This window comes from Cetobacterium sp., assembly GCF_977044495.1.
Genome location: NZ_CDRRQU010000005.1, coordinates 14,949 through 40,462, shown reverse-complemented (window position 1 = coordinate 40,462; position 25,514 = coordinate 14,949). Strand labels below are relative to the sequence as shown.

General features: G+C 30.6%; 24 protein-coding genes and 1 riboswitch. Of the genes, 10 read left to right on the top strand and 14 right to left on the bottom strand.

Going from position 1 to position 25,514, the window contains the following annotated elements; translation table 11 throughout:
* Window positions 1-22 precede the first annotated feature (22 nt).
* Genes pepV through ACWI69_RS02190 form a run of 5 tightly spaced genes read right to left on the bottom strand, consistent with a single transcriptional unit; the run spans window position 23 to window position 5,163 of the window.
* Entirely contained in the window at window positions 23-1,414 is a 1,392-nt protein-coding gene (pepV, locus tag ACWI69_RS02210) for a dipeptidase PepV (protein WP_448820224.1), read from the bottom strand.
* Window positions 1,415-1,416: 2 nt separating this feature from the next.
* Window positions 1,417-2,301 (bottom strand): MlaA family lipoprotein, encoded by an 885-nt coding sequence (locus tag ACWI69_RS02205; RefSeq protein WP_448820223.1) that lies wholly within the window; start codon window positions 2,299-2,301, stop codon window positions 1,417-1,419.
* Window positions 2,291-3,571, bottom strand: a complete 1,281-nt coding sequence (locus ACWI69_RS02200; protein WP_448820222.1) for a serine/threonine protein kinase — start codon at window positions 3,569-3,571, stop codon at window positions 2,291-2,293. The genes ACWI69_RS02205 and ACWI69_RS02200 overlap by 11 nt, the downstream gene beginning before the upstream one ends.
* A 28-nt stretch (window positions 3,572-3,599) precedes the next feature.
* A complete protein-coding gene (locus ACWI69_RS02195) occupies window positions 3,600-4,379 on the bottom strand; it encodes an HAD family hydrolase (protein ID WP_448820221.1) in 780 nt (259 codons plus the stop codon).
* 19 nt (window positions 4,380-4,398) lie between these two features.
* On the bottom strand, window positions 4,399-5,163 hold the full coding sequence (locus ACWI69_RS02190) for a TrmH family RNA methyltransferase (protein ID WP_448820220.1): 765 nt from the start codon (window positions 5,161-5,163) through the stop codon (window positions 4,399-4,401).
* A 162-nt stretch (window positions 5,164-5,325) separates the two neighbouring features.
* On the opposite strand from ACWI69_RS02190, the gene ACWI69_RS02185 reads away from it, so the two are divergent.
* The 3 genes from ACWI69_RS02185 (at window position 5,326) to ACWI69_RS02175 (ending at window position 8,546) form a co-directional block, all read left to right on the top strand.
* Complete coding sequence (locus tag ACWI69_RS02185) at window positions 5,326-6,354, top strand: extracellular solute-binding protein (protein WP_448820219.1); 1,029 nt, start codon at window positions 5,326-5,328, stop codon at window positions 6,352-6,354.
* A gap of 107 nt (window positions 6,355-6,461) precedes the next feature.
* Window positions 6,462-7,556, top strand: a complete 1,095-nt coding sequence (locus ACWI69_RS02180) for a DNA polymerase III subunit beta (protein ID WP_448820218.1) — start codon at window positions 6,462-6,464, stop codon at window positions 7,554-7,556.
* A gap of 24 nt (window positions 7,557-7,580) precedes the next feature.
* Window positions 7,581-8,546, top strand: a complete 966-nt coding sequence (locus ACWI69_RS02175) for a magnesium transporter CorA family protein (RefSeq protein ID WP_448820217.1) — start codon at window positions 7,581-7,583, stop codon at window positions 8,544-8,546.
* A 31-nt stretch (window positions 8,547-8,577) separates the two neighbouring features.
* Here the strand turns inward: ACWI69_RS02175 and fusA are convergent, their stop codons facing one another.
* On the bottom strand, window positions 8,578-10,641 hold the full coding sequence (fusA, locus tag ACWI69_RS02170; RefSeq protein ID WP_448820216.1) for an elongation factor G: 2,064 nt from the start codon (window positions 10,639-10,641) through the stop codon (window positions 8,578-8,580).
* A 132-nt stretch (window positions 10,642-10,773) separates the two neighbouring features.
* A complete protein-coding gene (locus tag ACWI69_RS02165) occupies window positions 10,774-11,049 on the bottom strand; it encodes an HU family DNA-binding protein (RefSeq protein ID WP_023049818.1) in 276 nt (91 codons plus the stop codon).
* Between the two features lie 156 nt (window positions 11,050-11,205).
* Between ACWI69_RS02165 and ACWI69_RS02160 the strand changes: the two genes are divergently transcribed.
* The 5 genes from ACWI69_RS02160 (at window position 11,206) to ACWI69_RS02140 (ending at window position 15,745) form a co-directional block, all read left to right on the top strand.
* The gene (locus ACWI69_RS02160) at window positions 11,206-12,036 is read left to right on the top strand and encodes an N-acetylmuramoyl-L-alanine amidase (RefSeq protein WP_448820215.1); all 831 of its coding nucleotides are present in this window, start codon (window positions 11,206-11,208) and stop codon (window positions 12,034-12,036) included.
* Between the two features lie 61 nt (window positions 12,037-12,097).
* Window positions 12,098-12,227: riboswitch (FMN riboswitch) on the top strand.
* Between the two features lie 87 nt (window positions 12,228-12,314).
* Window positions 12,315-12,788 (top strand): 6,7-dimethyl-8-ribityllumazine synthase, encoded by a 474-nt coding sequence (gene ribH / locus ACWI69_RS02155; RefSeq protein WP_448820214.1) that lies wholly within the window; start codon window positions 12,315-12,317, stop codon window positions 12,786-12,788.
* 2 nt (window positions 12,789-12,790) lie between these two features.
* A complete protein-coding gene (ribD, locus tag ACWI69_RS02150) occupies window positions 12,791-13,888 on the top strand; it encodes a bifunctional diaminohydroxyphosphoribosylaminopyrimidine deaminase/5-amino-6-(5-phosphoribosylamino)uracil reductase RibD (RefSeq protein WP_448820213.1) in 1,098 nt (365 codons plus the stop codon).
* Window positions 13,873-14,529, top strand: a complete 657-nt coding sequence (locus ACWI69_RS02145; RefSeq protein WP_448820212.1) for a riboflavin synthase — start codon at window positions 13,873-13,875, stop codon at window positions 14,527-14,529. Before ribD ends, ACWI69_RS02145 begins: the two co-directional genes overlap by 16 nt.
* A gap of 16 nt (window positions 14,530-14,545) precedes the next feature.
* Window positions 14,546-15,745, top strand: coding sequence for a bifunctional 3,4-dihydroxy-2-butanone-4-phosphate synthase/GTP cyclohydrolase II (locus ACWI69_RS02140; protein ID WP_448820211.1), 1,200 nt, complete (start codon window positions 14,546-14,548; stop codon window positions 15,743-15,745).
* Window positions 15,746-15,775: 30 nt separating this feature from the next.
* Here ACWI69_RS02140 and ACWI69_RS02135 read toward each other — a convergent pair whose 3' ends face one another.
* From ACWI69_RS02135 to ACWI69_RS02120, 4 genes are read right to left on the bottom strand one after another with little or no spacing between them, the layout of a single operon-like run.
* Entirely contained in the window at window positions 15,776-16,039 is a 264-nt protein-coding gene (locus ACWI69_RS02135; RefSeq protein WP_448820210.1) for a hypothetical protein, read from the bottom strand.
* A 5-nt stretch (window positions 16,040-16,044) separates the two neighbouring features.
* The gene (locus ACWI69_RS02130) at window positions 16,045-17,073 is read right to left on the bottom strand and encodes an alpha/beta hydrolase (protein WP_448820209.1); all 1,029 of its coding nucleotides are present in this window, start codon (window positions 17,071-17,073) and stop codon (window positions 16,045-16,047) included.
* 16 nt (window positions 17,074-17,089) lie between these two features.
* Entirely contained in the window at window positions 17,090-18,478 is a 1,389-nt protein-coding gene (asnS, locus tag ACWI69_RS02125) for an asparagine--tRNA ligase (RefSeq protein ID WP_448820208.1), read from the bottom strand.
* A gap of 13 nt (window positions 18,479-18,491) precedes the next feature.
* Window positions 18,492-18,677 (bottom strand): DUF896 domain-containing protein, encoded by a 186-nt coding sequence (locus ACWI69_RS02120; RefSeq protein ID WP_448820207.1) that lies wholly within the window; start codon window positions 18,675-18,677, stop codon window positions 18,492-18,494.
* A 179-nt stretch (window positions 18,678-18,856) separates the two neighbouring features.
* On the opposite strand from ACWI69_RS02120, the gene aroA reads away from it, so the two are divergent.
* The gene (gene aroA / locus ACWI69_RS02115; protein WP_448820206.1) at window positions 18,857-20,140 is read left to right on the top strand and encodes a 3-phosphoshikimate 1-carboxyvinyltransferase; all 1,284 of its coding nucleotides are present in this window, start codon (window positions 18,857-18,859) and stop codon (window positions 20,138-20,140) included.
* Window positions 20,140-22,425 (top strand): patatin-like phospholipase family protein, encoded by a 2,286-nt coding sequence (locus ACWI69_RS02110; protein WP_448820205.1) that lies wholly within the window; start codon window positions 20,140-20,142, stop codon window positions 22,423-22,425. The genes aroA and ACWI69_RS02110 overlap by 1 nt, the downstream gene beginning before the upstream one ends.
* 9 nt (window positions 22,426-22,434) lie before the next feature.
* On the opposite strand, the gene ACWI69_RS02105 is transcribed toward ACWI69_RS02110, so the two are convergent.
* From ACWI69_RS02105 to ACWI69_RS02095, 3 genes are all read right to left on the bottom strand, one after another.
* Complete coding sequence (locus ACWI69_RS02105; protein WP_448820204.1) at window positions 22,435-23,283, bottom strand: YjjW family glycine radical enzyme activase; 849 nt, start codon at window positions 23,281-23,283, stop codon at window positions 22,435-22,437.
* A gap of 1 nt (window position 23,284) precedes the next feature.
* Window positions 23,285-24,772 (bottom strand): YjjI family glycine radical enzyme, encoded by a 1,488-nt coding sequence (locus tag ACWI69_RS02100; RefSeq protein ID WP_448820203.1) that lies wholly within the window; start codon window positions 24,770-24,772, stop codon window positions 23,285-23,287.
* Window positions 24,773-24,834: 62 nt separating this feature from the next.
* On the bottom strand, window positions 24,835-25,428 hold the full coding sequence (locus ACWI69_RS02095; protein WP_448820202.1) for a sigma-70 family RNA polymerase sigma factor: 594 nt from the start codon (window positions 25,426-25,428) through the stop codon (window positions 24,835-24,837).
* Between the last annotated feature and the right edge of the window lie 86 nt (window positions 25,429-25,514).

Here is a 25,514-nt window from a genome sequence, read left to right as displayed (position 1 = left end):
ATGTTCTCTCCTTTAAATATTTTTATTTTGCCAATTCATAAATAGCTTGAACATATATCTTTAACCAAGTATCCAGTTTATCTAACTCTAAATACTCATTTTTTTGATGCATATTATCTTCTTGATTCTTCAATAAAGCTCCAAATGCTACTCCATTTGTTACAGCTCTAGCATAAGTTCCTCCACCTATAGAAACTGGTTCTGCATCCATATCACCAGTTATATCTTTATATATATTCATTAGTGTTGTCACAAGAAAGCTATCCTTAGGAACATACAGGGGATTCTTCGCCGATCTTATCAATACATTTAAGTTTTTAGTTTTTGCTCTTTTTTCCACTTCTTCAACAACTTGTTCCTTTGTAAAAGTAACTGGATATCTAATATCAAATCCAAACATTATTTTTTTACCTTCACACTCAATTTTTCCAACTGTTAGAGTCAATACTCCAGAAGGTTCATCTTTAAACTCAATTCCTAATCTCTCTCCTGAATGCTCCATTTCTATATATTCACTAAAAAATTCCACTAAATTTTTTAATTTCTCATCTTCAATCTTTAAAGTTGATAGGAAGGTAAATAAAGCTGATATTGCATTATAGCCGTTTGCTGGTCTAGCCCCATGTGACGCTTTTCCTAAGGAAATCACCTCTATTTTCCCATCTTTTTCCATTGCTGATATTTTAAACTCTTTTTCTTCATTATATTTCTCTAAATTAAAAAATATCTCCTCTTTCATCGACAACGGAAAAACTCCTATCGCTGAATCTGGAACTGAGTTAAATGCTACTCCACCTCTGATTGAAAAGTTTAACTCCTCTTCATACACTTGAGTCAGCATCAAGTGTAAAATGCCCTTTTCAGCATAAGTTACAGGAAATGAAGAATCTGGAGTAAATGCCATTGCTGGTTGTGGCATATTTAATTTTCCAAAATAATGATTCATACATCCCCAGCCAGTTTCCTCATTAGCTCCAACTATAACCCTAACTTTCTTACTAAGTTTAACACCCGAGTCTTTAATAGCTTTCAACGCATATAAAGCAGCAATTGTAGGACCTTTATCATCTAAAACTCCTCTTCCATACATTTTCCCATTCACTATTTTTGCCTCGTATGGTGGATAATCCCATCCCTTTCCCTCTGGTACAACATCCACATGACCAAGAATACCTATCATCTCTTCATCTGAACCGACACCAAAATCGATATGACCTGCGTAGTTATCAAAATTTTCAACTTCAAACCCTAACTTTTTCCCCAAATCTAGCATATGCTCTAAGGCTTTAGCGGGTCCTTCGCCAAATGGCATTCCTTCCAGTGGCTCTTCCTGTACACTTTTAATTCTAACTGACTCCTGAATCGATCTAACCACATCATCTTTGTAATTTAGTACAAACTCTTGTAAATTCAAAACTATTCACCTCTCCCCTTCACTTTTATATCATTTACCTCAACTAATGTATCTCTATATTTAGTATAGAAATATCTTACGTACTCATATTCAAAAGGACTTCCAGTCCCATAATACCTAAAATTCTGATTCTCTTTTCTCATATTAATAGCTCCAATGGTAGTAACAACTGGGGCATTTGTATTAAAGTCAATAGGTCCTTCATATGGGTTTATCTCTACAACACTTAATATTCCGACAGCTTTTCCAGTTGCATCTCTTAAGTTAGCCGGTCCAAAACCAGGTAATACTAAATATGGTCCATTTCCAACTCCATATTTTGCCAAAGTTAATCCAAAATCTTCATATGTTTTCGGAAGTTCTAAAGCAGAGGCTACATCAAATAATCCCAAAATTCCAATGGTTGAATTTATTCCAAATCTAACAAAAGTTATCGTAGCTTTTCTTCCCTCCAATTGTAATATTGAATTTATAAAAGTATTTATCTCCTGTAGATTTGAAAAGAAATTGGATACCCCTCTCTGAACAATTTTTGGAGCTATAAATTCATATGCGTTAACTGCTGGGATTAAAACATATTTATCTAAATAGTAATTGAAATAGTATATCCGTCTATTTAAAGGTTCTAGTGGATCATAAACTTCTATAAACTTTGTCCCATTTATCTCCTTTTGCCCAACTATTTCACCTTTTATTTCTTCTGGTTTATATAAAATCTCTTTACTATTTCCCAATTTTAAATATTCACTATTTTTTAGATGTATATGATGGCTACTGTTCTCATTTTTTTCTAAGCCTTTTTCTGAAATATCAGTTTTCGTCTTCAAAGGAGAACAACTAATGAAAAATATACAGCTTATTATTAAGCTAATTTTCTTATAGTTCATTATTGAATACCCCCTTCTCTAAAAACTCTAACATCTTATCCACATTAGTTTGATAAAACATATTTCCGCAATGTCCACCATACGGATATATTAGACTTCTCTCTTTAAAAACATCTCTCATAAATTTTTTATCTCTGACAGATAATATAAAATCGTCTTCATTTGTTACCGCTACTATTTTATCCTCTTTTTCCAAATAGCTTCTAATTATTCTTAAATCACCATACTTTAAAATATCATTAAAAGTTAAATCTCCACCCAAGATTTGCAAATAATATGGATAAGCTAGTTTACTCAAATAATCACTAAAATTAGCAAAATTTATGCTTTTAAAATATGGATACATATTTGAAAATTTTTCTGGAGTATTTTCCGAATAAACATGTGTCCCATTTATCTGATCTACAATATAGTTTAAGTCAATTGATGTTAAGTTAAATGCAAGTCCAATCAATCTTTCCATCTCTTTATTAGATAGTTCTTGCTTTTCAAAAATTGAATAAATACTTTCCTCTGTTATTTGCAAATCACTTGGAGAAATATTCTTTTTTACTACATCCATTACTTCATCAATAACTCCGCCAATCTGTCCTTTATTTTCTATATTTTCAGATAACATATTATCCAAAACAGTTGCTGAATAATAGAGATTGATTGATGGATTCACCATATAAACTCTTTTAAAGTTAAAATCTTTTCCTTGAGAATCTAAATATGATAGAACTGCTGAATGCGTTGCTCCCATACTGTATCCCATTAGATAGGTATCCGTTATTTCAATTTTTTCCTCTTTTTTTACTTTTTTTAACATATCTCCCATAACATTATATAAATCCAAGCCATCTTGAATCAAAACTCCTGGCACCTGACTATTTGACACATTTAATATAAAATTTGAATTGAATACTGAAGTTACTGTTAATACATGATATCCAGCATTATAAAATATTTTTTGAAAGTTTTTTGTTCTCACGGAGTTATAAGCTGACCCAGTTCCTGACAGAACAAAAATTAAAGGAGCTTTCCCTTTTTGTTTACTTAAAGAGAATTTAAACCCCTTATCAAACCACATATTTGCAGGTACTTTATTGCTTCTTTCCAATAAAATTTTAAATTCTTTAGTCGGTACCTCATTTGGTATTCCCTCTGTCATAATTTTAGAACTTCCAACTATTGTTGCCACATATGGGTTTTTCATTGGAAATTTATACTCAGCAAAAATATTTATTGTCAAAATCAACATAAATACTATTTTTATGTATTTATTCATTATAAAAAATCCCCTCCTTAAAATAAAATTAAATAATTTTTTTCAGTTCCTCCAAGACACCATTTTCATTATTGCTTTTCGCTATAAAATTCGAAATCTTTTTTATCTCTTCGTGTGCATTTCCCATTGCATAACTATATTTTCCTTTTTTTAGCATTTCTAAATCATTTAAATAGTCTCCAAAAATCATTGTTTCATCATATTTTATACCTAATTTATTTTGAAGCACTTCCAGAGCTATTCCCTTATTAGATTCTATATGACTTACATCCAACCAAATATCCCCTGAAACAACAATTTGACAATCATTTTCATTTTTCACATAGGGATACACGTTTTCTTCTGTTCCACTCAAATCACAATAAGCAATTTTTATTATCTCATCATCAACTACTTCTAAAAGATTTGAAACAACTTTTTTTTCCTCATAATACTTCTCTACTTCTTCTATAAAATTTCTATCAGTTGATTCAACATATGCAGACTTTTTACCACATAATACAATATTTGTTGTCGATATCTTTCTTCCTATTTCAATATATTTTTTTATTGCTTCTTTAGGTAGTGTTCTTGAGTATATCTCTTTCTCTTTCTCCACAACATAACTTCCATTTTCGGCAATAAAAACTATTTCATTTTTTATCTTTTCAAAATTTTTTCTTAAATTTTGGTATTGCCTTCCACTAGCTACAACAAATTTAATTCCTTTCTTCTCCAGCTCTGAATATATCTCCCAAAATTCATTTGAAAACTCTTTTTTATCATTTAAAAATGTCCCATCCATATCTGTAACAACTAGTTTTATCATCCATAGTCTCCTTTAAAGCTTATTTATTTTCTAATCTATTTCTTACATCATACAAAATAATCCCCGCAGCCATAGCCACATTCAATGATTCGGCACTCCCATAGATTGGAATTATCAATTTTTCATCACTTTTTGATAAGATATTTTGAGAAACTCCCTCTCCTTCATTTCCAAATACAAATGCATTTTTTTCTCTTAATTTCATTTTTGTGTATGGAATAGAATCTTTTTCCAAAGCTGTAGCTATTATTTTATAACCTTTATCTCTTAATATCTGTATGATTTCACTCTCTTCTACATAATAGATATTTACACCTAAGATTGATCCCATACTACTTCTTACTGTTTTTTCATTGTAACAATCCACACCTCCTTTAGTTAAGATTATGTCTTTGAATCCAGCTGCATCAGCCACTCTTATAATTGTCCCTAAATTCCCAGGATCCGCTATTTTATTCAAAACAATAACATTATTATCTATCTCATCCAATTTGTTATCTTTTGAATTATAACAAATGATCACTCCTTGTGAATTTTCTTGCGAACTTAACTCTTTAAATAATTTTTCACTCAAAATTATTTTTTTACATTGATGCTTTGTAGATAAAACTATATTTTCTTTAGATATCCCCTCTTTAAATATTATTATTTTGGGATTTTCTTCAAATTCCAAAAATTTTCTTCCCTCTGCTAAAAATAATTTTTCTATCTCTCTATATTTTTTTGTTTTTAATTTTTTCAAACTTTTAAAAAGCTCATTCTCTCTACTTGTTATTATATCCAATATCATATCTCCCAAAATCAATTATATTTTACATATAATTATACATTAATTTTGTTCTATTTTCTAGTTAAATAATCTCCCACTGGAATTATTCTTGACTATATAAAAAAAATATAATACAATTTCTAGCGATTATATATCTTATATTTTAAGGAGGTTTAAGTGAAAAAAATAATAACTTTGCTATCTTTAATTTTATTGCTACTTTCATGTGGTAAAGAAAAGCAGAAAAATGAAAATGTTCTTTATCTTTACGGGTGGGCCGATTATATTCCTACCAAGATTTACGACGATTTTGAAAAAGAAACAGGTATTAAAGTAGTTGAAGATATTTACTCATCAAATGAAGAGATGTTTGCGAAAATTAAAGCTGGAGGATCAGGATATGACATATTGACACCTTCAACTGATTATGCCGAAATTTTAATGAATGATGGAATGATTGAAAAACTTGATAAATCTAAGCTATCTTCACTAAACAATATAGATCCAATCGTATTTGAAAAACTACAGTACTTTGACCCTAACAATGATTACGCTTTCCCTTTTGCAATGGGAGCTACAACTATTGCTGTAAACACTAAGTACGTTAAAGATTTTCCTAAAGATTTTACTATCTACAATAATGTTGCATACAAAGGAAAAATGACTCTACTTGATGATATGAGAGAAGTTATGACTTCAGCTTTAGGTACTTTAGGATATCCTCAAACAACTGAAAGTGAAACAGCTATAGCTCAAGCTGCTGATCTTGTAAAAGGATGGAAAAAAAATATAGCTAAATTTGATTCTGAATCCTTTGGTAAAGGATTTGCTAATGAAGACTTCTGGGTTGTACACTGCTATCCCGACAATGTCTTAAATGAACTTACTCCAGAACAACTGAAAGCAACTGAATTTATAATTCCTGAAAAAGGCGGAACAGCTTACATAGATTCATTTGTTATACCTAAAACAGCACCCAATAAAGAGGCGGCATACAAATTTTTAAACTTTATACAAAGACCAGAAAATTATAAATTAATTGCCGAGCATTTAAGAATTCCATCCATAAATATTCCTGCTAGAGAACTTATCACTGTTGAACCAATATACTCAATGGATGATTTAAAACACACAGAAATTTTAAGAGATATTAAAAACACCCTAGATCTTCAAAATAAATATTGGCAAGAAATTCTTATTGATTAACTCTGAAAGTCTAACTTAAAAATTTAAGTTAGACTTTTTTATTTCTTGTAACCCTTTTATTTATAGTGTATAATTTTAAAAAACAACACAATTTAGGAGGACCCCCTATGAATTTTAATATTAGAAGAAATGAACTAGTTGAAATTTTCTCTGAATTTATTAATATTTTAAAAGATAATCCAATAAAACCTATTATTTCAGGTTTAAAAATAGAATCTAATAACGGTAAAGTGACATTTACAGGTACTAATCTTGACATTAACTATATAAAAACTATTTATTGCGAAACAATTGAAGATGGAGTTGTAATCTTTAAGCCTAATCTGGCTCTGGAATATATAAAATTATTAGATGATGAAACTATTACTCTATCGTCTGATAAAGATATTCTTTCTATCCATTTGGCTGAATTTACTCTGTTGCATAATGATAATTTTCCCGACAATCTAAAACTTCCTCTTGTTGATGAAATTGCTAAAATTTCACCTCAAGAACTTTATAGAAGTCTTGAAAAAACTAAATTTTCAGTTTCTCCTTCAACTGAAAATTTAGCTATTAACTGTATCAGAACTCTTTTTAGAAAGGACAGAATCTCTTTTGTATCAACGGACTCATACAGATTAACTTATTTAAAAACGGATAATAAATCTTTTTTAGAAAAAGATTTTTCAATTCCTCTTGAATCAGTTAATATTCTATGTAAATTAATTAAAGATTTGAATGAAGATATAACTATTGGATCAAATGGTGAGAACCTTATCTTCTTGTGGCAAAATACGTATTTCCTTACAAAAGTAACTACACTTCCATTCCCTAACTTTGATGCTATACTTTGTGGCAATAGCTTCAGTAAAGAGATGGAATTTAACTACAATGATTTTAAGAGTGCTTTAAAAAAAGTTCTTACTGTTGCAAGAACAAGTAGTGAGTCGAAAAATGGAGCTATATTAGAATTTAAAGGCAAAAAACTTTCTATTTCAGCTTCTTCAGGGAAAGCGAAAATTAATCAAAAAGTCGATATGATAAAAACTGGGGATGACTTCAAGTGCTCTCTCAATATAAAATTTCTCTTTGAATTTGTTGAAAACTTAAACAACAATATCTTTATTAAAGGAAATAGCTCTTCAGCTATGTTTGAAATTACTGAGAGCGATAACGACTCTTATAAATATATTCTAATGCCTCTTGCACTAAGAGACTAATACTCAATTTTAGGTGGTTTTTTTATGATAAAAATTTATAAAAGTCATAATGATATTTTAGAAAAAAAACTTTTCTCAATTTCTGAAACACTTGAAGTTGAAAAATTAACAGAAAAAAATACATGGATTCATCTATCTAATCCTACTGAAGAAGAGATTAGGGTTGTTACAAACAGTTTCGATATTCCTGAGGAACACATCCGAGCAGCCCTTGACGAAGAGGAGAAAGCACGTTTAGAAATCGATAACGATATTATATTAGTCATCATAGATGTTCCCATTCATGATGAAAATAACCGTTGTTCTTTCACTACCGTTCCTCTTGGAATAATTCTATTGAAAGATCATATCTTGACTGTATCCACTGTCAAACTCTCTCTTATTGAAGAATTTGTTCAAGGGAGAATCAAAAGTTTTTTTACTTTTAAAAAAACAAGATTTATTTTACAGATGCTTTTTAGAAATTCGACATATTTTTTACTATATCTAAAACAAATTGGAAGAATTAGTGATAATATTGAAAGACAACTAAAAAATAATCTTAGAAATCAAGAACTCATGCTTCTTCTCGAACTAGAAAAGAGTTTAGTTTACTTCACTACCTCTTTAAAATCTAATGAAGCTGTGCTTGAAAGAATGATGAGAACAGAAATCGTAAAAAGATACCCTGATGATCTGGAGCTTCTCGAAGATGTTATAATAGAAACTAAACAGGCTATTGAAATGGCTAATATTTACTCAAGTATTTTAGGAAGTACTCGTGATGCTTTTTCCACAGTTATGTCAAACAACCTTAATATAGTTATGAAAAAACTTACTTCCATAACTATTGTTTTCGCTATCCCCACAGTTGTTTCAGGACTTTGGGGAATGAATGTTGGAGGAGTACCTTTTGCATCAGACACCTATGGGTTTATTTGGGTCCTACTTGTGGCTGCTGCCTGCGGAATTATAATTACATGGATTCTATTCAAAAAAGAGTTATTTTAAACAAAAAGCTCTGTCACCAGAGCTTTTTTGTCTATTTATTTTTTCTTATTTCAATTATCTTTTGTGCTAAATTTTCTTGAAGCTCCACATATTTTAAGAAACTATACTCGAATCTTCCTCTACCTTGAGTCAGTGATTTTAAATCTATTGCATACTTTAATATCTCACTTTCTGGAACCTCAACAGTCAAAAGTTGTTCAGAATAAGCTTTTGGTTCCATTCCTAAGATTCTTCCTCTTCTTTTATTCATATCTCCCATAATATCCCCTATATATTCATCTGGAGCTACTATCTCCATTTTTACAATTGGTTCTAATATTACACAATTAGCTGTCTCCATTCCTTTTCTAAATGCCAATATAGCGGCTTGTTTAAATGAAATTTCATTTGAATCCACAGGATGGTAAGATCCGTCATACAGTGTCGCTTTTATATTAATCACTGGATAACCAGCTAACCTCCCCTTATTTTTTGCCTCTAGTAACCCTTTTTCTACCGCTGGAATATATGTTTTTGGGACCACTCCGCCATGAATATTATCATAAAAACCAAATTCATCACTATTTGGTTCAAATTTTATAAATACCTCTCCAAATTGTCCAGCTCCTCCAGATTGTTTTTTGTGTCTGCCTTGAGCTTCGACACTATTTTTTATTGTCTCCCTATACGATATTTCTGGTTCTTTTAATATGGCATTTACTCCGAATTTATTTTCAAGCTTATTAAGAAGTATATTCAAATGCTTTTCTCCCTGCCCTCCGATTATTAACTCCTTAGTTTCGTAGTTTCTTCCTATTGAAAATGATGGATCCTCATCCATTAATCTTTGCAAAGCTCCACTTAATTTATCATCATCACTCTTCTCTTTCGGAACAATTGACATATATAAGCACGGTTTTGGAAACTCTATCACTTGATACAAAATGGAGTTATCTTTGTCACATAGCGTATCGCCTGTTTGAGCTTCTTGAATCTTAGTCATAGCGCCTATATCACCTGCTCTAACCTCTTCCGCTGGTAATTGCTTTCCACCTCTGAAAAATGAGATATTCCCAACTTTTACCTTAATTCCTTTATTTGATATCAATACCTCATCATCTTTTTTAATAACTCCTGAATTGACCTTAAACAATGATATTTTCCCCATATATGGGTCCACTATTGTTTTGAATATAACCGCAGAAAATGGTTCATCTACTGAAACTTTTCTTGTTAACATTTCACTTTTATTTGTCGTATAACCTACTTTTATACCTCCATTTACCTCTAAAGGTGTAGGTAAATAGTTATATAGCATTTCAAAAAGAGTTCTTACACCTATTCCATTACTTGCTGATCCGATAATAACAGGAACAATCTCTCCATTAACAACTCCATTATGTAATCCTTTCTTAATCTCCTCTTCTGTAAAGTCCTCTCCTGAAAAATATTTATTCAAAAGATTTTCATCAGTTTCAGCAATAGCTTCCAATAATAGATTTCTCACCTCTGATACATCTATATCCTCTGGAATTGGAGTATCTTCACAGGATTCTCCATTAAAAATTCTTCCTTTTAAATCTATAACATTTACAAATCCCTTAAACTCCTCTTCAAATCCTATTGGTATACAAAATGGTGCCACTTTTTTTCCAAATTTTTCTTTCATATCATAAAGAAGTTTCTCATAGTTATGAACTCCTTTATTCATTTTATTGATAAAAATAATTCTTGGAATACCTGCTTCTTCAAGTAATCTCCATGCTCTTTCCGTCCCAATTTCTACTCCTGCTGCTCCATTGATAACTAAAACTGCTCCTCCTGAAACTGCTAAAGCTGACGAAACCTCACCTGAAAAATCTGAATAACCGGGCGTGTCTAGTATATTATATTTATGACCTAAATACTCAAGAGGTATGACTGACGTATTAATTGAAAATCCCTGTTTCATTTCCTCCTTATCAAAATCTGATACACTTGTTTGAGAGTCAACACTCCCCATCTTAGGGGTTGTATTAGATATGTATAGCATGGCCTCTACTAAGCTACTTTTTCCGCTGCCACGATGCCCCAAAAGAGTTATATTTCTTATCTCACTCATTTCATAACTAATCATAATTGTTCCTCCTATTTTAAGAGATTTTTTACGTTAGTACTTATATAGCTAATATTTCTCAATAAGTCAATAGTGATTTCCAAAAGATATAAAAAAAGCCGAGAATCAATCTCGGCTCAAGTAACTAAAATATTAGTTCATTTTATCTACTAAAGATTTTCCAGCTTTAAACTTTACAGTTTTCTTAGCTTCTATTTTAATTTCTTCTCCAGTCTTAGGGTTTCTTCCTGTTCTCTCAGGTCTCTCAACTACCTCAAATTTTCCCCATCCAATGAAGTTAATTTCCTCTCCAGCTTGTAAAGTCTCCTCTATTGTAACTAGAACTGAATCTAACTTTCTTTCTGCTTCAGCTTTTGAAGAGAATACACCTTTTTCAAATAATACTTTTGCGAATTCTTTTTTTGTCATTATATTTTCCTCCTAAAATGCTTCTATTATTGTAATTAAGTACAGTCATTTATATCATATAAACCAATTAATTTCAAATGTTTTTTAGGTTTTTTTGGATTTTTTTGACAATTTAGTATATAATCAAATCATACCAAAGGAAAGGATGTTTTTAATATGATTAAAAAAACAGTTTTTTTACTTTTAACTCTTGTTTTATCTTCGTGCACATCGCTAAGATACAGTGTTAATTCATCCAAATACAAATCAAAATCTTATAACGACAGAATTAGATTTGTTATTTTACACTACACCGCTTTGAATGATGAACGTTCAATCATTGCTCTGACAAAAAATGATGTTAGTTCCCATTACTTGGTTACCCAAGAACAACACGATTCCGTTTATTCTTTAGTCCCTGACACTCAAAGAGCTTGGCACGCTGGAGTTAGTTCCTTTGATGGCTATAAGAATCTAAACGACAACTCAATTGGAATTGAAATCTCTAATCTAGGGTACTCAAGTGCTAGTAAACAAAAAACAGCAAATTTAAAAGAAGGTGTTGTTGATGTAACAATGTTTTATCCCTATAATGATGCTCAAATTTTTAAAATCGGAATGTTATTAAAAGAGCTTACTACTAAATACAAAATTAATCCTAAATATATTTTAGGACATTCTGATATTGCTCCTACTAGAAAATTTGATCCAGGTCCTAAATTTCCATGGAAACATCTTTATGATCAATATGAGGTAGGAGCTTGGTTTGAAAAAGATGATTTCAATACTTTTTATTCGGAAAAACTTTTTAAAGCACATTCGATTAAAGATTTAAAAGATGAATTACGTAAATATGGATATGATGTCAATTCAACTGATACTTGGGATTTACAAAGTAAAAAAGTAATCTCTGCTTTTCAAATGCACTTTAGACCTAGAAAAGTAGATGGTATTTTTGACCTTGAAACTTTTGCTATTATAAAAGCATTAAATAAAAAATACAAATAATTTTATTGACAAGATAACTCTTAATGATTTATAATCAACTCAATGACAATAAAATATGATAGATAAACTTCAGGGCAGGGTGAACTTTTGATTAGTAATTCCCGACCGGCGGTTATAGTCCGCGAAACCTTCGGGTTTGATTTGGTGAAACTCCAAAACCGACAGTATAGTCTGGATGGAAGAAGTGTTTTTTTTATGCACAATTTTCTAATTTATTTGATTTTAAGCCCGAAGTCTATCTTCGGTTTTTTTTTATAAAAAATTTGAGGAGGACTAAAATGGTAAAAATTTATGAAGGAAATTTTATAGGTGAAAATTTAAAGGTAGGTATTGTTTGTGCTAGATTCAATGAGTTCATTGTATCTAAACTTCTATCTGGTTCAATTGATGCTTTAAGAAGACATTCAGTCAATGAAGAAAATATACACGTTTCATGGGTCCCTGGGGCTTTTGAAATTCCTCTTATTGCAAAAAAAATGGTTGAAACTAAAAAATTTGACGTTGTTATAGCGCTTGGCGCTGTAATTAGAGGAGCTACTCCTCACTTCGACTACGTTTGTTCAGAGGTCTCTAAAGGTGTTGCTTCAATCTCCTTAGATTCTGGAACTCCTGTTATTTTTGGTGTATTGACAGTTAATTCAATTGAAGAAGCTATTGAGAGAGCTGGGACAAAAGCTGGAAATAAAGGGTTTGAAGCTGGACTTTCTGCAATTGAAACTGTCAATCTTATCAAAAGTATTTCAGAGGCATAACTATGCACAATTACTTTATGGAAATAGCTCTTAATGAGGCTAAAAAGGGTATAGGAAGTGTCAATCCTAATCCACTTGTTGGTGCTGTTCTTGTTAAAGATAACAAGATTATAGCTGTAGGATATCACGAGTTTTACGGTGGTCCTCATGCTGAGGTCAATGTGATAAATAAATCAAAAAATCCTGAAGATTGTACTCTCTATGTTACTTTAGAACCGTGTTCCCACCATGGAAAAACACCACCTTGTACAGACCTTATCATTAAATCTAAAATAAAAAAATGTATAATTGCAACATTAGATCCCAATCCTTTAGTCAGTGGACGTGGGGTAAAACAACTACAAGAAGCTGGTATTGAAGTTATCATAGGTGTCTTAGAAAAAGAAGCTAAAAACTTAAATAAAGTTTTTTTTAAATATATTAAAGAAAAAATTCCATATATTTTTATAAAAGCTGGAATTACTCTTGATGGAAAAATAGCTACTCAAACATTTTCTTCTCAATGGATTACAAACTTTTTGGCTCGAAATAAAGTAGAAAAATATAGAAATTTTTTTTCTGGGATTTTAGTTGGAGCTAACACTATTCTTCAAGATAACCCATCTCTTAGATGTAAAGTTAATGAAAATCGTAATCCTTATAGATTCATTTTAGATAAAGATTTAGTTGTCTCAGATAAATATCGTATAATAGCTAATAACGAAGATCAAAAAACATTTATTATCACCTCTGAAAAAAACATTGACTCTGCAAAATTTCAGCTATTAATAGAAAAATTTTCAGTAAAATTTATAACTTTTTCAGAAAATGAAAATTTAAAAGATATCTTAAAAAAAATAGGGTCTCTTAATATTGATTCTATCCTAATTGAAGGTGGATCAGGAGTTATTTCGTCATTTTTTAAAGAAAATCTCTATGATGGAGGTGAAATTATGGTTGCTCCAAAAATTTTAGGAGATAGTTTAGCGATTCCATTTTTAAATGGTTTCTCTCCTCTTAATATTGATGAAGGAATCACTTTAAAAAATATAAAAATAAACCTTTATGATAATAATGTTGGATTTGAGTTTTATAAGGAGGGAGAATGTTTACCGGTTTAATCGAAGAACTTGGAAAGGTGGTTTCTATTGATAAAACTCCACAGGGTGCAAATATAACTATATCCTGTGATAAAGTCCTAAAAAAAGCAAGAGTTGGCGATAGTATTGCCACAAATGGAGTTTGTTTAACTATCGTAAAGTTATCTAATAAAACTTTTACAGCTAATATAATGAACGAATCTTTAACAGTCTCCTCTTTGAAAAATTTGAAAGTTGGAAGTTTGGTCAATTTAGAAAAATCTTTAACTCTACAATCTTTTTTAGGTGGGCATCTTGTTACAGGTGATGTTGATTGTTGCGGAGAGATTATTTCCGTGATCAATGATGGATTTGCAAAAAAATATACAATTAAAATCCCTTTGGAATTTATGAAATATGTTGTTTATAAGGGTCGAATTACCCTTGATGGAGCTAGTTTAACTGTCGCTTCATTAACAGATTCAACTTTGACTGTTTCGTTGATTCCACACACTCAAAAATCAATAACCTTAGGTTTTAAAAATGTGGGAGATATTGTAAATGTAGAGACTGATTTAATTGGAAAACATCTTGAGAAGCTACTCCTGAGCAGAGAAAAAACAGATGAAAAATCTAATTCAAATATTTCAAAAAGCTTTTTAGCTGAAAATGGATTTTTCTAATATTAAGGAGGATAATGTGTTTAGTAAAATAGAAGACGCTATTAATGATTTAAAAAATGGTAAATTAATAGTTGTTGTAGATAATGAAAATAGAGAAAACGAGGGAGACCTTGTAGGAGTTGGAGATATTATTTCTAAAGAAAATATTAACTTCATGATAAAGTACGGAAGAGGGTTAGTATGTGTCCCTCTTGAAGAAAAAAGAGCTAAAGAACTCGATTTAGTTCCTATGGTTTTTAATAATAGTGATTCGCACCAAACTGCTTTTACTGTTTCTGTTGACTCTCTGGTAGGGACTACTACTGGAATCTCTGTTGAAGATAGATATAATACAATAAAAGATTTATCTTTTAACTCCAAATCAGGTAGTGACTTTAAAAAACCTGGTCATATCTTTCCTCTAATTGCTAAAAAAGGCGGTGTAATTGAACGTCCCGGACACACTGAAGCTTCTGTTGATCTTGCCAAATTAGCAGGGTTTAACGGTTGTGGTGTAATTTGTGAAATTATAAAAGATGATGGAGAGATGGCACGTGTTCCTGACTTAATTGAATTTTGTAAATTTCACAATTTAAAGATGATAACAATTGAAGATTTAATTGAATATAGAAAGAAAAATGAATTTCAAACTAAGTTGGTTTGTGAGGCTCCTTTACCTACCAAACACGGAACTTTTAGATTAATTGGTTTTTCAAATACTATTGACTATAAAGAACACGTTGCATTAGTATACGGAAATGTTGAAAATCAAGAAAATGTACTTCTACGTGTTCATTCAGAATGTTTAACAGGCGATGCTTTTGGTTCATTGAAGTGTGATTGTGGGAGTCAGCTTGATAAAGCTCTTGAAAATATCGTCAATAATGGCTCAGGTGTTCTTTTATACATGAGACAAGAGGGCAGGGGTATCGGTCTTCTTAATAAAATAAAAGCCTACAATCTTCAAGCTCAGGGTAAAGATACAGTCGAAGCTAATACACTACTAGGATTCGATCCAGATTTAAGAGATTTCGCTGTAGCTGCTCAAATGATAAAACTTTTGAATATAAAAAGTGTCAACTTAATGACCAATAATCCGAAAAAAATAGATGATTTAAAAAAATATGGTATACAGATTAATCATAGAACTCATATTGAATTCCCCTCAAATAGTTGTAACTCCAATTATTTGAAAACAAAGAGAGAGAAGATGAATCATCTATTTAAAATAAACTAAAAAAGAGACTTGAGTTTTTTACTCAAGTCTCTAATCTTTCAAATCTTCCAGAATCATCAAATAGTACTCTATACCACTTTCTAGCTTCTCTTTTTCTTTTTTTGAATAATCACTATCTGAAACTTTTGTTTTCAAGTCTTTAAATTGAGTCTCTAACTCTTGTCTCTCACTTTCTTTAAAAGGTTTTGCTACCATACCATAGAAATCATTTTGATAGTTCTTATATTCTCCTTTAACGCCCAATGAAAAACACCCTGTAAATAATAACATACTCAACGGCAACAAGTATTTCATTGCATCTACTTCCTTTTTTTTGTTTCCTCTGTAAAAAACACTAAAAAATTATATATATCTTTTGATATATATTCCCATGTATGATATTCATTCTCGTAAATTTTTCCTTTAAAATTTAACTCATATCTTTTAGCTCTACCCACTACATCCAGCCATTGTTGAAGCATTAAATAAGGTTTTTTATCCTCCGAACCAACGCTTAAATAAAATTTATTTCTCTTATATCTTTCAGGATTGGTCTTTTTTATAATGCTATATGGATCATTTTTTAAAATTTTATATCCCCAAGGACTAAATACTTTCATAAAGTGAGCCTTATTTACATCATTGAATAGAAAACTTGGCACATATAGATATCTAAAAATTCTCATAACCCTACGATTTATACTCATTCTTATTAAACTTATAGCACCTGAGAAACTAGCTATAACATCATATGATTCTAGATTTTTAAGTCCTATTTTTAATGCACCATATCCTCCCATAGAGAATCCTCCTATCCCTTTTTTTGAGTTAGGGTATTCTTGCTCTATAAAACTAGTTAAATCTTTTGAAAAAAATTCTTCATATTGGTGAGATTTATCATTGTAAAAATTGGTATACCAACTTTCTCCATTGTATCCAGAGTCAGGAAGAATAAATACGATATCCTTTACTCTTCCTCCCTTTTTTAAAGTCAAATAATTTTCACGCAATTTTGCTTTATATATCCAATCCTCGGCCTTATCCCTTATCCCATGCAATAAAACTAAACATAAGGGAGTTTCGGACATCACCTTTGGTCTTAATATTAGTACTTTCATATTTTCAGCAGTGTATTTAGTCTTTAAATATTTCTCTTCCAAGATTAATTCATCTGATAACTCTTTATTTGAAAATTCTCGATACTTGACCTTAGGATTCATTATTTTTTCAACTTGAGGAAAACTAAGAACTCTCATCAATTTTCTATTTAACTTAAAATTATATGGATATGTTACAACATAAAAAAGTAGTGAAATAAAAACTAGAAAAATTAGTATTTCTAATATCATCCTTATTCCTCAATAATTAAAACTCAGCATTATTCGGAGTTCTTGGGAATGGTATTACATCTCTTATATTTGTTATCCCTGTTATATACATAATCATTCTCTCAAATCCTAATCCGTATCCTGAATGAGGAAAACTTCCAAATCTTCTTAAATCTAAGTAGAATCCATAATCTTCTACACTTAATCCAGCTTCTGACATTCTTTCTTCTAATAACTCTAGATTGTCCTCTCTTTGGGAACCACCTATTATCTCTCCAATTCCTGGAGCAAGTAAATCCATTGCTCTCACTGTCTTTCCATCTTCATTTAACTTCATGTAGAAAGCTTTTATCTCCTTTGGATAGTCTGTAACAAACACTGGTCTTTTAAAATATTCTTCTGATAAAAATCTCTCGTGCTCACTCTGTAAATCAATTCCCCATTTAACAGGATAATCAAATTTTTTCCCAGATTTCATTAAAATATCAATAGCCTCTGTATATGTAACTCTTCCAAATTCGTTGTTCAACACATTATTTAATTTGTCAAACAATCCCTTTTCAATAAATTGATTAAAAAACTCCATCTCTTCTGGACATTCATCCATCACATATCTAATAATATATTTTACCATTGCCTCTGCCAGTTCCATATTACCTTCTAAATCTGCGAAAGCTATTTCTGGCTCTATCATCCAAAATTCAGCAGCGTGTCTTGATGTGTTAGATTGTTCCGCCCTGAATGTCGGTCCAAATGTATATATATTTCTGAATGCTGAACAATAAGTCTCACCATTTAATTGTCCACTCACTGTTAAGTTAGTCTCTTTTCCAAAAAAATCTTTTGTTACATCAATATTCCCATCTTCATTTTTAGGAACATCCTTCAAATCAAGAGTTGTTACTCTAAACATCTCTCCTGCACCTTCACAGTCCGATCCTGTAATAATTGGTGTATGTGTGTATACAAAACCATTTTCTTGAAAAAACTTATGAATTGCATAAGCTAAAACCGATCTCACTCTAAATACCGCAGAAAATGTGTTCGTTCTAGGTCTTAAATGCGCAATTGTTCTTAAAAACTCAAAAGAGTGTCTTTTATTCTGTAATGGATAATTCAAGTCAGCCTTTTGAAAAATTTCAATCTCTTTAGCTTGGATTTCAAAATTTTGCCCTGCTCCTTGAGAATTAACTACTGTTCCTTTCACTATTATTGATGATGATATTGAAAGTCTAGAGATTTCATCAAAATTTGGTAGGTTTGTATCAAACACTATCTGTACACCTTTGAAAAAACTTCCATCATTTAACTCTATAAATCCAAAGTTCTTTTGGGATCTTATTTTTCTTACCCAACCTGATAACTCTACTTCTTGTCCTAAATATTTTTCTGTTTCTCTATAAAGAGTTTTAACTAATTGTTTCATTATTTGTCCCCCCTTATATTATCTTTGATTCATCGACAATTTCGATGTTATCCAACTTTTGTTTTACTTGTGCTTTAAATTGCTCTAAATATAACTTTCTATATTTTTCTCTCTCAAGCTTTTCTTCAGCCGTTAGCTCTCTTTTTTTCGCTTGATCAGAAAAATAGTTAACCATCTCTATTATATCTTTCATTTCCATACAATTCCTCCAAACTACATATAGTTTATAGCCTCACTAAACTTTTAGGGTAATTATACCCCTTATTTAATATTTTGTCAATTTGCTTGTACCGGTAAAAAGAATATTTTTCTTATATTAATTTTACATAAAAATTGATATAATCTAAATACATTTTATTAAAGGAGTTGAAATTTTTAATGAACTATTTCCAACCAAAACCAATATCTAATTTCAATGTTACAGTCGATATTCCAGGCTCGAAGTCAATAACAAATAGAGCTCTCATTCTTTCAGCTCTTTCTGGAAAAACTGTGATTTTAAAAAATATTCTCCTAAGTGATGATACCAAATATATGATTGACGCCCTGAGGGCTTTAAATAATAGTATCGAAATTGATGAAATAAGTAAAACTCTTAAAATTATAGGAAATAAAAATCCAAAATATAGCAATTTAAACTTATATATTGGAAATGCTGGAACTGCTATGAGATTTTTAAGTTCCTATTTAGCTACTGGAACTGGAACTGCTACTCTATATGGAAATGAACGTATGAACCAAAGACCTATCAAAGATTTAGTCGATTCTTTGATTCAACTTGGAGTTGAAGTAGAATACTTAAGTAATTTTGGTTTCCCTCCAATTCGTATAACTTCTAAAGGAGTTTCTGCAAAATATGTAAAAATTGATGGAAGTAAAAGTAGTCAATATATATCTTCAATTCTTATGGCTGCTCCTAATTTTAGAAACTCGATAGAGATTGAATTTATGGGAAGAATCGTTTCAAAACCATATATAGATATGACCTTAGCTATGATGAAGGATTTTGGAGCTAATTTTACTTATAATAAAAATTTAGTTCACATATTTCCACAGGAATACAACATAGATGAATATTTAATTGAAGGCGATATGTCTTCTGCATCATATTTTCTAGCGATGGCTTTAATTGCCAATTCAACTGTTACGTTAAATAATTTTTTTAAAAATAGTATTCAAGGAGACTCTAAATTTTTAGATATCTTAAAAAATTTAGGTCTAAATATTCTCGCTTTTGATGACACCTCCATTACTGTCAAGGGTGTACCAACATATGAGGGTGTTGAGTTAAGTATGAATGATATTCCAGATGTTGCTCAAACTCTAGCTATTATAGCTCTTTTTGCTACTTCCTCCACTAGAGTTTGGGATGTTGAAAATATGCGAATAAAAGAAACTGATAGAATTTCTGCTCTGAAAAATGAAATTCAAAAAATTAATGGTTACTTTACTGAGTTTAACGATGGCTTTTTAATTGTTCCTCGCTCTCTAAAAGACTACTGTGGTAATGTTTTGGAAACTTATGATGACCACCGAATGGCTATGTCGCTCACTTTGATTGGGCTTAAAGTACCCAATATAAAGATTTTAAATCCTGAATGTGTCTCTAAAACATTTCCAAATTTTTTTAAAGAATTTAATAAAATTTACAAGGAGGAGTGATGAAAAGAAAATTTTTTTTATTAATTTTTCTAATATTTACCAATGTGTTTTCGAACAATTTTTCTCACTCTCCAGAGGATATTGAAATTGAAAAATTGAAACAAGAGATAACACTTCTACAAAATAAAATAAAAAAACTAGAAAAGAGAAAAATTGAAAAGTTCAAAGAGGAAAAAAAACAACCTAAAGTGGGACTTGTTTTGAGTGGCGGTGGAGCAAAAGGTTTTGCCCATATAGGTGTTCTTAAAATTCTAGAAGAAAATAATATTAAAATTGACTACATCACAGGAACAAGTATGGGAGCTCTTATAGGTGCTTTGTACTCCGTCGGATATACTCCAGATCAGATTGAAAAATTAGTTTTAGATATCAACTGGCAAGAAACTTTTAACGATAGTCCAAACCTCACTGATGTCTCTATTGATCAAAGGTCAATGATGAAGAATTACAATTTTTCTTTAAAGTACGATAACTCTCTAAATTTTGCATTGCCAAAAGGTATCAGAAATACTCAAAAGATCTATCTCACTCTAAAAAATCTTCTTTGGAATGTAGAAGGAACAAGAGATTTTAAAAATCTACCTATTCCTCTTGAAATTATTGCAACTGACTTGAATACAGGAAAGGCTAAAGCTTTTTGTAGTGGTGACTTAGCTCAAGTTATCACAGCCAGTATATCTATTCCCACAATTTTTGACCCTGTAAAAATTGAAGACAGTTACTACGTCGATGGACTTTTATCTAGAAATTTACCCGTTGAAGACGCTTTCAATCTAGGAGCTGATATTGTTATTGCGGTAGATGTGGGAACCTCTCTTCAAAAGAAAGAAGATTACGATATTTTGAGTGTTGCCGATCAAATTGTTGCTATTCAAAGTACAAGTTCTACCAATAAACAAAGAAGTTTAGCTACAATACTTATTGATCCCGATATTTCAGATTTTAAAACAACTGATTTCGACAATTTTAAAGAGATTGAAGCATTGGGAAAATCTGCTGCAGAAGAACAGATTTCTAAAATATTAGCTCTTAATCCTAAACAGAATAAAAGAAAAAGCTCGCTTCAATATAAAAATAACTTTGTTCTGGAAAATGTCGATATTGTTACTGAAACTAAAAATGACAATCATAAGGAAATAATTAAGTCAATCTTTAAGAATTCTATAGGCTCTGATGTAAATCCCGATATACTTGAGAAATTAATGCTGAAAACATATAGTTTAAATTTTGTTAACAAGATTTATTACTCTCTTGAAAATAATACTTTAAAACTTCAAATTGAAGAAAATCCTACCAATATCGTTGGTCTTGGAGTTGATTATCAAACCGACTATGGAACTACCTTTTCTATTGGAACCGATATCAACTCTTTTGGTAAAATTGGTAGTTTATCAACTATCGAAGCCACTTTCGGTGACTATCTTGGTTTTGACTTAAAGAATTTCTCATACTACGGTGTCTCAAATAAAGTTGGTATTCTAAACAGTATTAGCTATAAAGAAAGCCCATTTTTCATATATCAGGATAAAGATAAAATTGGTAGTTATAAAAGTCAAGTAACTAAATTAGAAGGTGCTTTTGTAACACAATATTCCAATCTATTTTTATTCTCATATGGAGCCTCTTTAAACTATGCTAGTTTAGATTCTGAAATAAAAAACATTTTTGATTCACCAATACAATACTCTAAAAGTTATGGAGATATTTTTCTTAACGTCAATTGGGATAAAACAAACTCTATTGCTTTTCCTACCAAAGGTTTCAAAGGCGAATTTTCTCAAAGATGGGGTGGGAACTTAGGAAAAGATAATTTAAACTTTTTATCGACTAACTACCTATCTTCAAATTATTTATCTATCACTGAGAAACTAAGTTTATCTGCCAAATTATTTGGTGGGAATATTACTGGTGAGGATATTCTTCCAGACAAATATATCAAACTTGGTGGATTGTCTGATGATTTGTCTCTCAATACTTTTGCTTTTAGTGGCTACTATTTCCAAGAGAAATATCTATCTTCTCTCTTTGGAGTAAGTCTTGGTGTTCAATATAAACTTATAGAAAAACTATATATTGGAGTCAATTGGGATGTTGCTACATACAAATTTGCCAACGAAATTTTTGGTGATGATGACAATCCTGTCCTTTGGAAAGATTACTCCCAAGGTGCAGGGATAACTCTTAGTTATCTGAGTTTAATAGGACCTATCAAATTTAATATTTCAAAGGCTCAAGAGTCACGCAGTTATCTCTTCCAACTTAGTTTTGGATATAAATTTAATTAAAAAAACACCCTAAATAACTAGGGTGTTTTTTGCTCCATTTTTTTTAGCTAACTTTTCTAATTCCTCTAATTCAGTATTAGTCGGAGAAAGTAAATTTTTTTTCATACTTTCTCTCACTCCAAAGTGCCTATATTTTATTATTTTATACCTTATATCTTTATCTGCTATAATTTTTGCTACATTTTCAACTGTCAATCTATTATCTAACTTATTTGCAACTATAACACTTCTCACTTCAAATAGCTTTCCTATATCTCTCAAAAAATATAAATTTTTTATAACCACATCTATCTTTTTTCCTGTTAAAAGCAAATGCTCTTCATTATTCCAAGTTTTTACATCCAACATAAAATAATCTGTATTTTCTACTAACTCTCTATACTCAATACTATCTAAATTTAGTCCTCCATTCGTATCTACAAAACAAGTCAAATCAGACCACTTTTTCTTTATTTCATAAAAAAGTTTAGCTATAAATTTATACTGCAGAGTACTCTCTCCTCCACTCACTGTTATCCCCTTTATAAAAGGCTTCACTTTACCAATTTCGGCTAATAACTCTTCAATCGTATACTCTCTCACTTTAGGAGAGGAGTCAAATTTACAACTTTTCGTACATCGATCACATTCACAACACAACTTTTTATCCCAAATTATCTTTGAATCAACTACTTTTAAAGCTCCAGTTGAACAAATTTCAATACAATTAAGGCATTCTTTACAAATGTTTATTGTTTCTGGATTATGACAATATTCACAGTTAAAATTGCAACCTTGAAAAAATATAGCCATTCTATTACCAGGTCCATCAACATTAGAAAATTTTATAATTTTATTTATTTTTGCTTTTAACCCCATACTACTCACTTCTTAACTTTCTATCCAAAGCCTTAGCATTATCTCTAGCACCTTTTCCTAAAATAGTTGTATCTCTCAATACCTGTTCCCCTCTATCCAATTTTTCAATCTCCGATTTCTTCACAAGATACCCTGTCACTCTAACAACATCGCAAGTATCGCTATACAATGAGAAAAATCTCATTTCAGTTTCAAAAGCACCTTTTATTATATCCAAAATTGCTTCCGGATTTGATTTATATGTTTCGTCAAATACAAATATATCTCCAATTCCACTCGGACAGTAACGATGAAATGGAGCCGATTGAATTATATGTTCAAATATTTCCGGTTCTTCTCCCACAGGAATCCTACATCCCGGACTTTCATCTTTATCTGTATCTATTCCAACTTGTGAGTGAAGTAAATGAGTTTTTCCAAAAAATTCTCCTGCGTACTTTGTTTTATGATTTATAATTATCTTTGACATGGTCTCCACTATTTCAAGTCCCAATCTATTTGCTTTTTCTGAATATCCAAATCTCTCCTGTTTTTCTGTTGCACCTAAAAGATTGTTCACACATTCAGCTAATCCAACAAAACCAAACAACCCAGTAAATTTTTCCTTTTCTAAAAGTCCCTCTTTTATTAAGAAATTGCTCTCATAAAATCCACTTTCCTCTATAATAAATCTAGATCTTTCATCTATGTATTCCAATATCTCTTTTGACGTTTCAGGTAAGACTCTTGTCAAAAAATCACCTTCTGAATTAGCCAATTTTGACAGAGCCCCCAACCTCACTCTCACTAAAGTATTTGCTCCTCCACCAACTTTTAAACCGTTATAACAACTAACTATTCCATACTCTCCCTTAAAATCTGCTCTAAAAATTTTATCATTAGCAAAACTTGGCTTAGCTGTTATCAGTGCTGTTTTAATTGCCTCTATCGCTATTTTATCTGTTGTTTCTTCACTATATTTTATTGTTAAATTCGGCGTTGGTAACTCCAGTTCCCTCATAGCTTTTAATATTAAAATTCCAGCTTTTGTTTCCTTTGGTCCTATATTCGCATGACAAAACGAATCTGTTATTGTTGAATCTATATGTTTTAAAAATAATTTTATTGCTAAATATGCTTCATCCTCATTCTCAATAAAAGGTTCCAATAAATAGTCGATATTTCCTAAATAAACAGGCATAGTTGTTATTGATGGAACGTGCTTATAAAGAATTAATAAACTATGAGTAGCTTCCCATATATTCGTTGGTTTATCCAAGTTTAAAAATTTACTTCCTTGCTCCATAAATATATCGTAGTTCGGAACTATATATCTTGGTCTATAAGGAGCATTTCCCTCAAATAAATCACATATAATTCCATCATCCATATATTTTTTTAAGGCTTCACTTTTATTTAAAACCTCTATACTACCTTCTGCTAATCTTGCTAGGGTTACAACTTTTTGTTCAAAAGTTATCTTTTGACTCTTTATTGTTTCTAATATCATCATTTTCTCCCTTTAAATTAAATATAAATTTCACATATTATATTCGATTTTTATAGCTTTTGTCAATTTTTATTATACCTTTCTAAAAAAATAATAACTTTCTTTTTTATTCTTTGAATAGAATTGTCTATTGCTTTTGGTTCTTTTTCTAATTTTTGAGCTATTTCTAAATATCCATATCCTTTTGCCATAAATATAAATACATCTTTTTCCAATCCACTTAAATTTTCATTTAAAAATTTTTTTAAAAGCTTCATAAGTTCTTTTCCAATGACAATCTGCTCTGGAGTGTAATATTTTAATGAGGGTCTCCTATATTTTATAAGGTCTTCTAATTCAGAATACCCCTCTCCTTGCATTGCATTATTCAAATTTTTGTTCTTTTCAGAATTATAATTTTTTACTGCTGTTATAATTTGTCGTTTTATACAAAGGGATGCAAAAGTACTAAAACACACACTCCTACTTTCATCAAAAGACTTTATAGCCTTCATTAATCCAATCATTCCCTCTTGAACCAAGTCTTCTCTTTCTGCTCCTTTTAAAAATAGGGTTTTATTTCTTACATATATAAGATTTTTATACTCCGTTACTATCTTTTCTATCGAATCCACATCCCCCTGTTTAGCCAATAAAATATCTTCCCTGTTAATCATAGTACCCCCCTTGTCCTAAAAATTAAACAACATTTTCCCACTGAATAGATAACAACTATAATGCTCTCTTTCATACCTTATATACC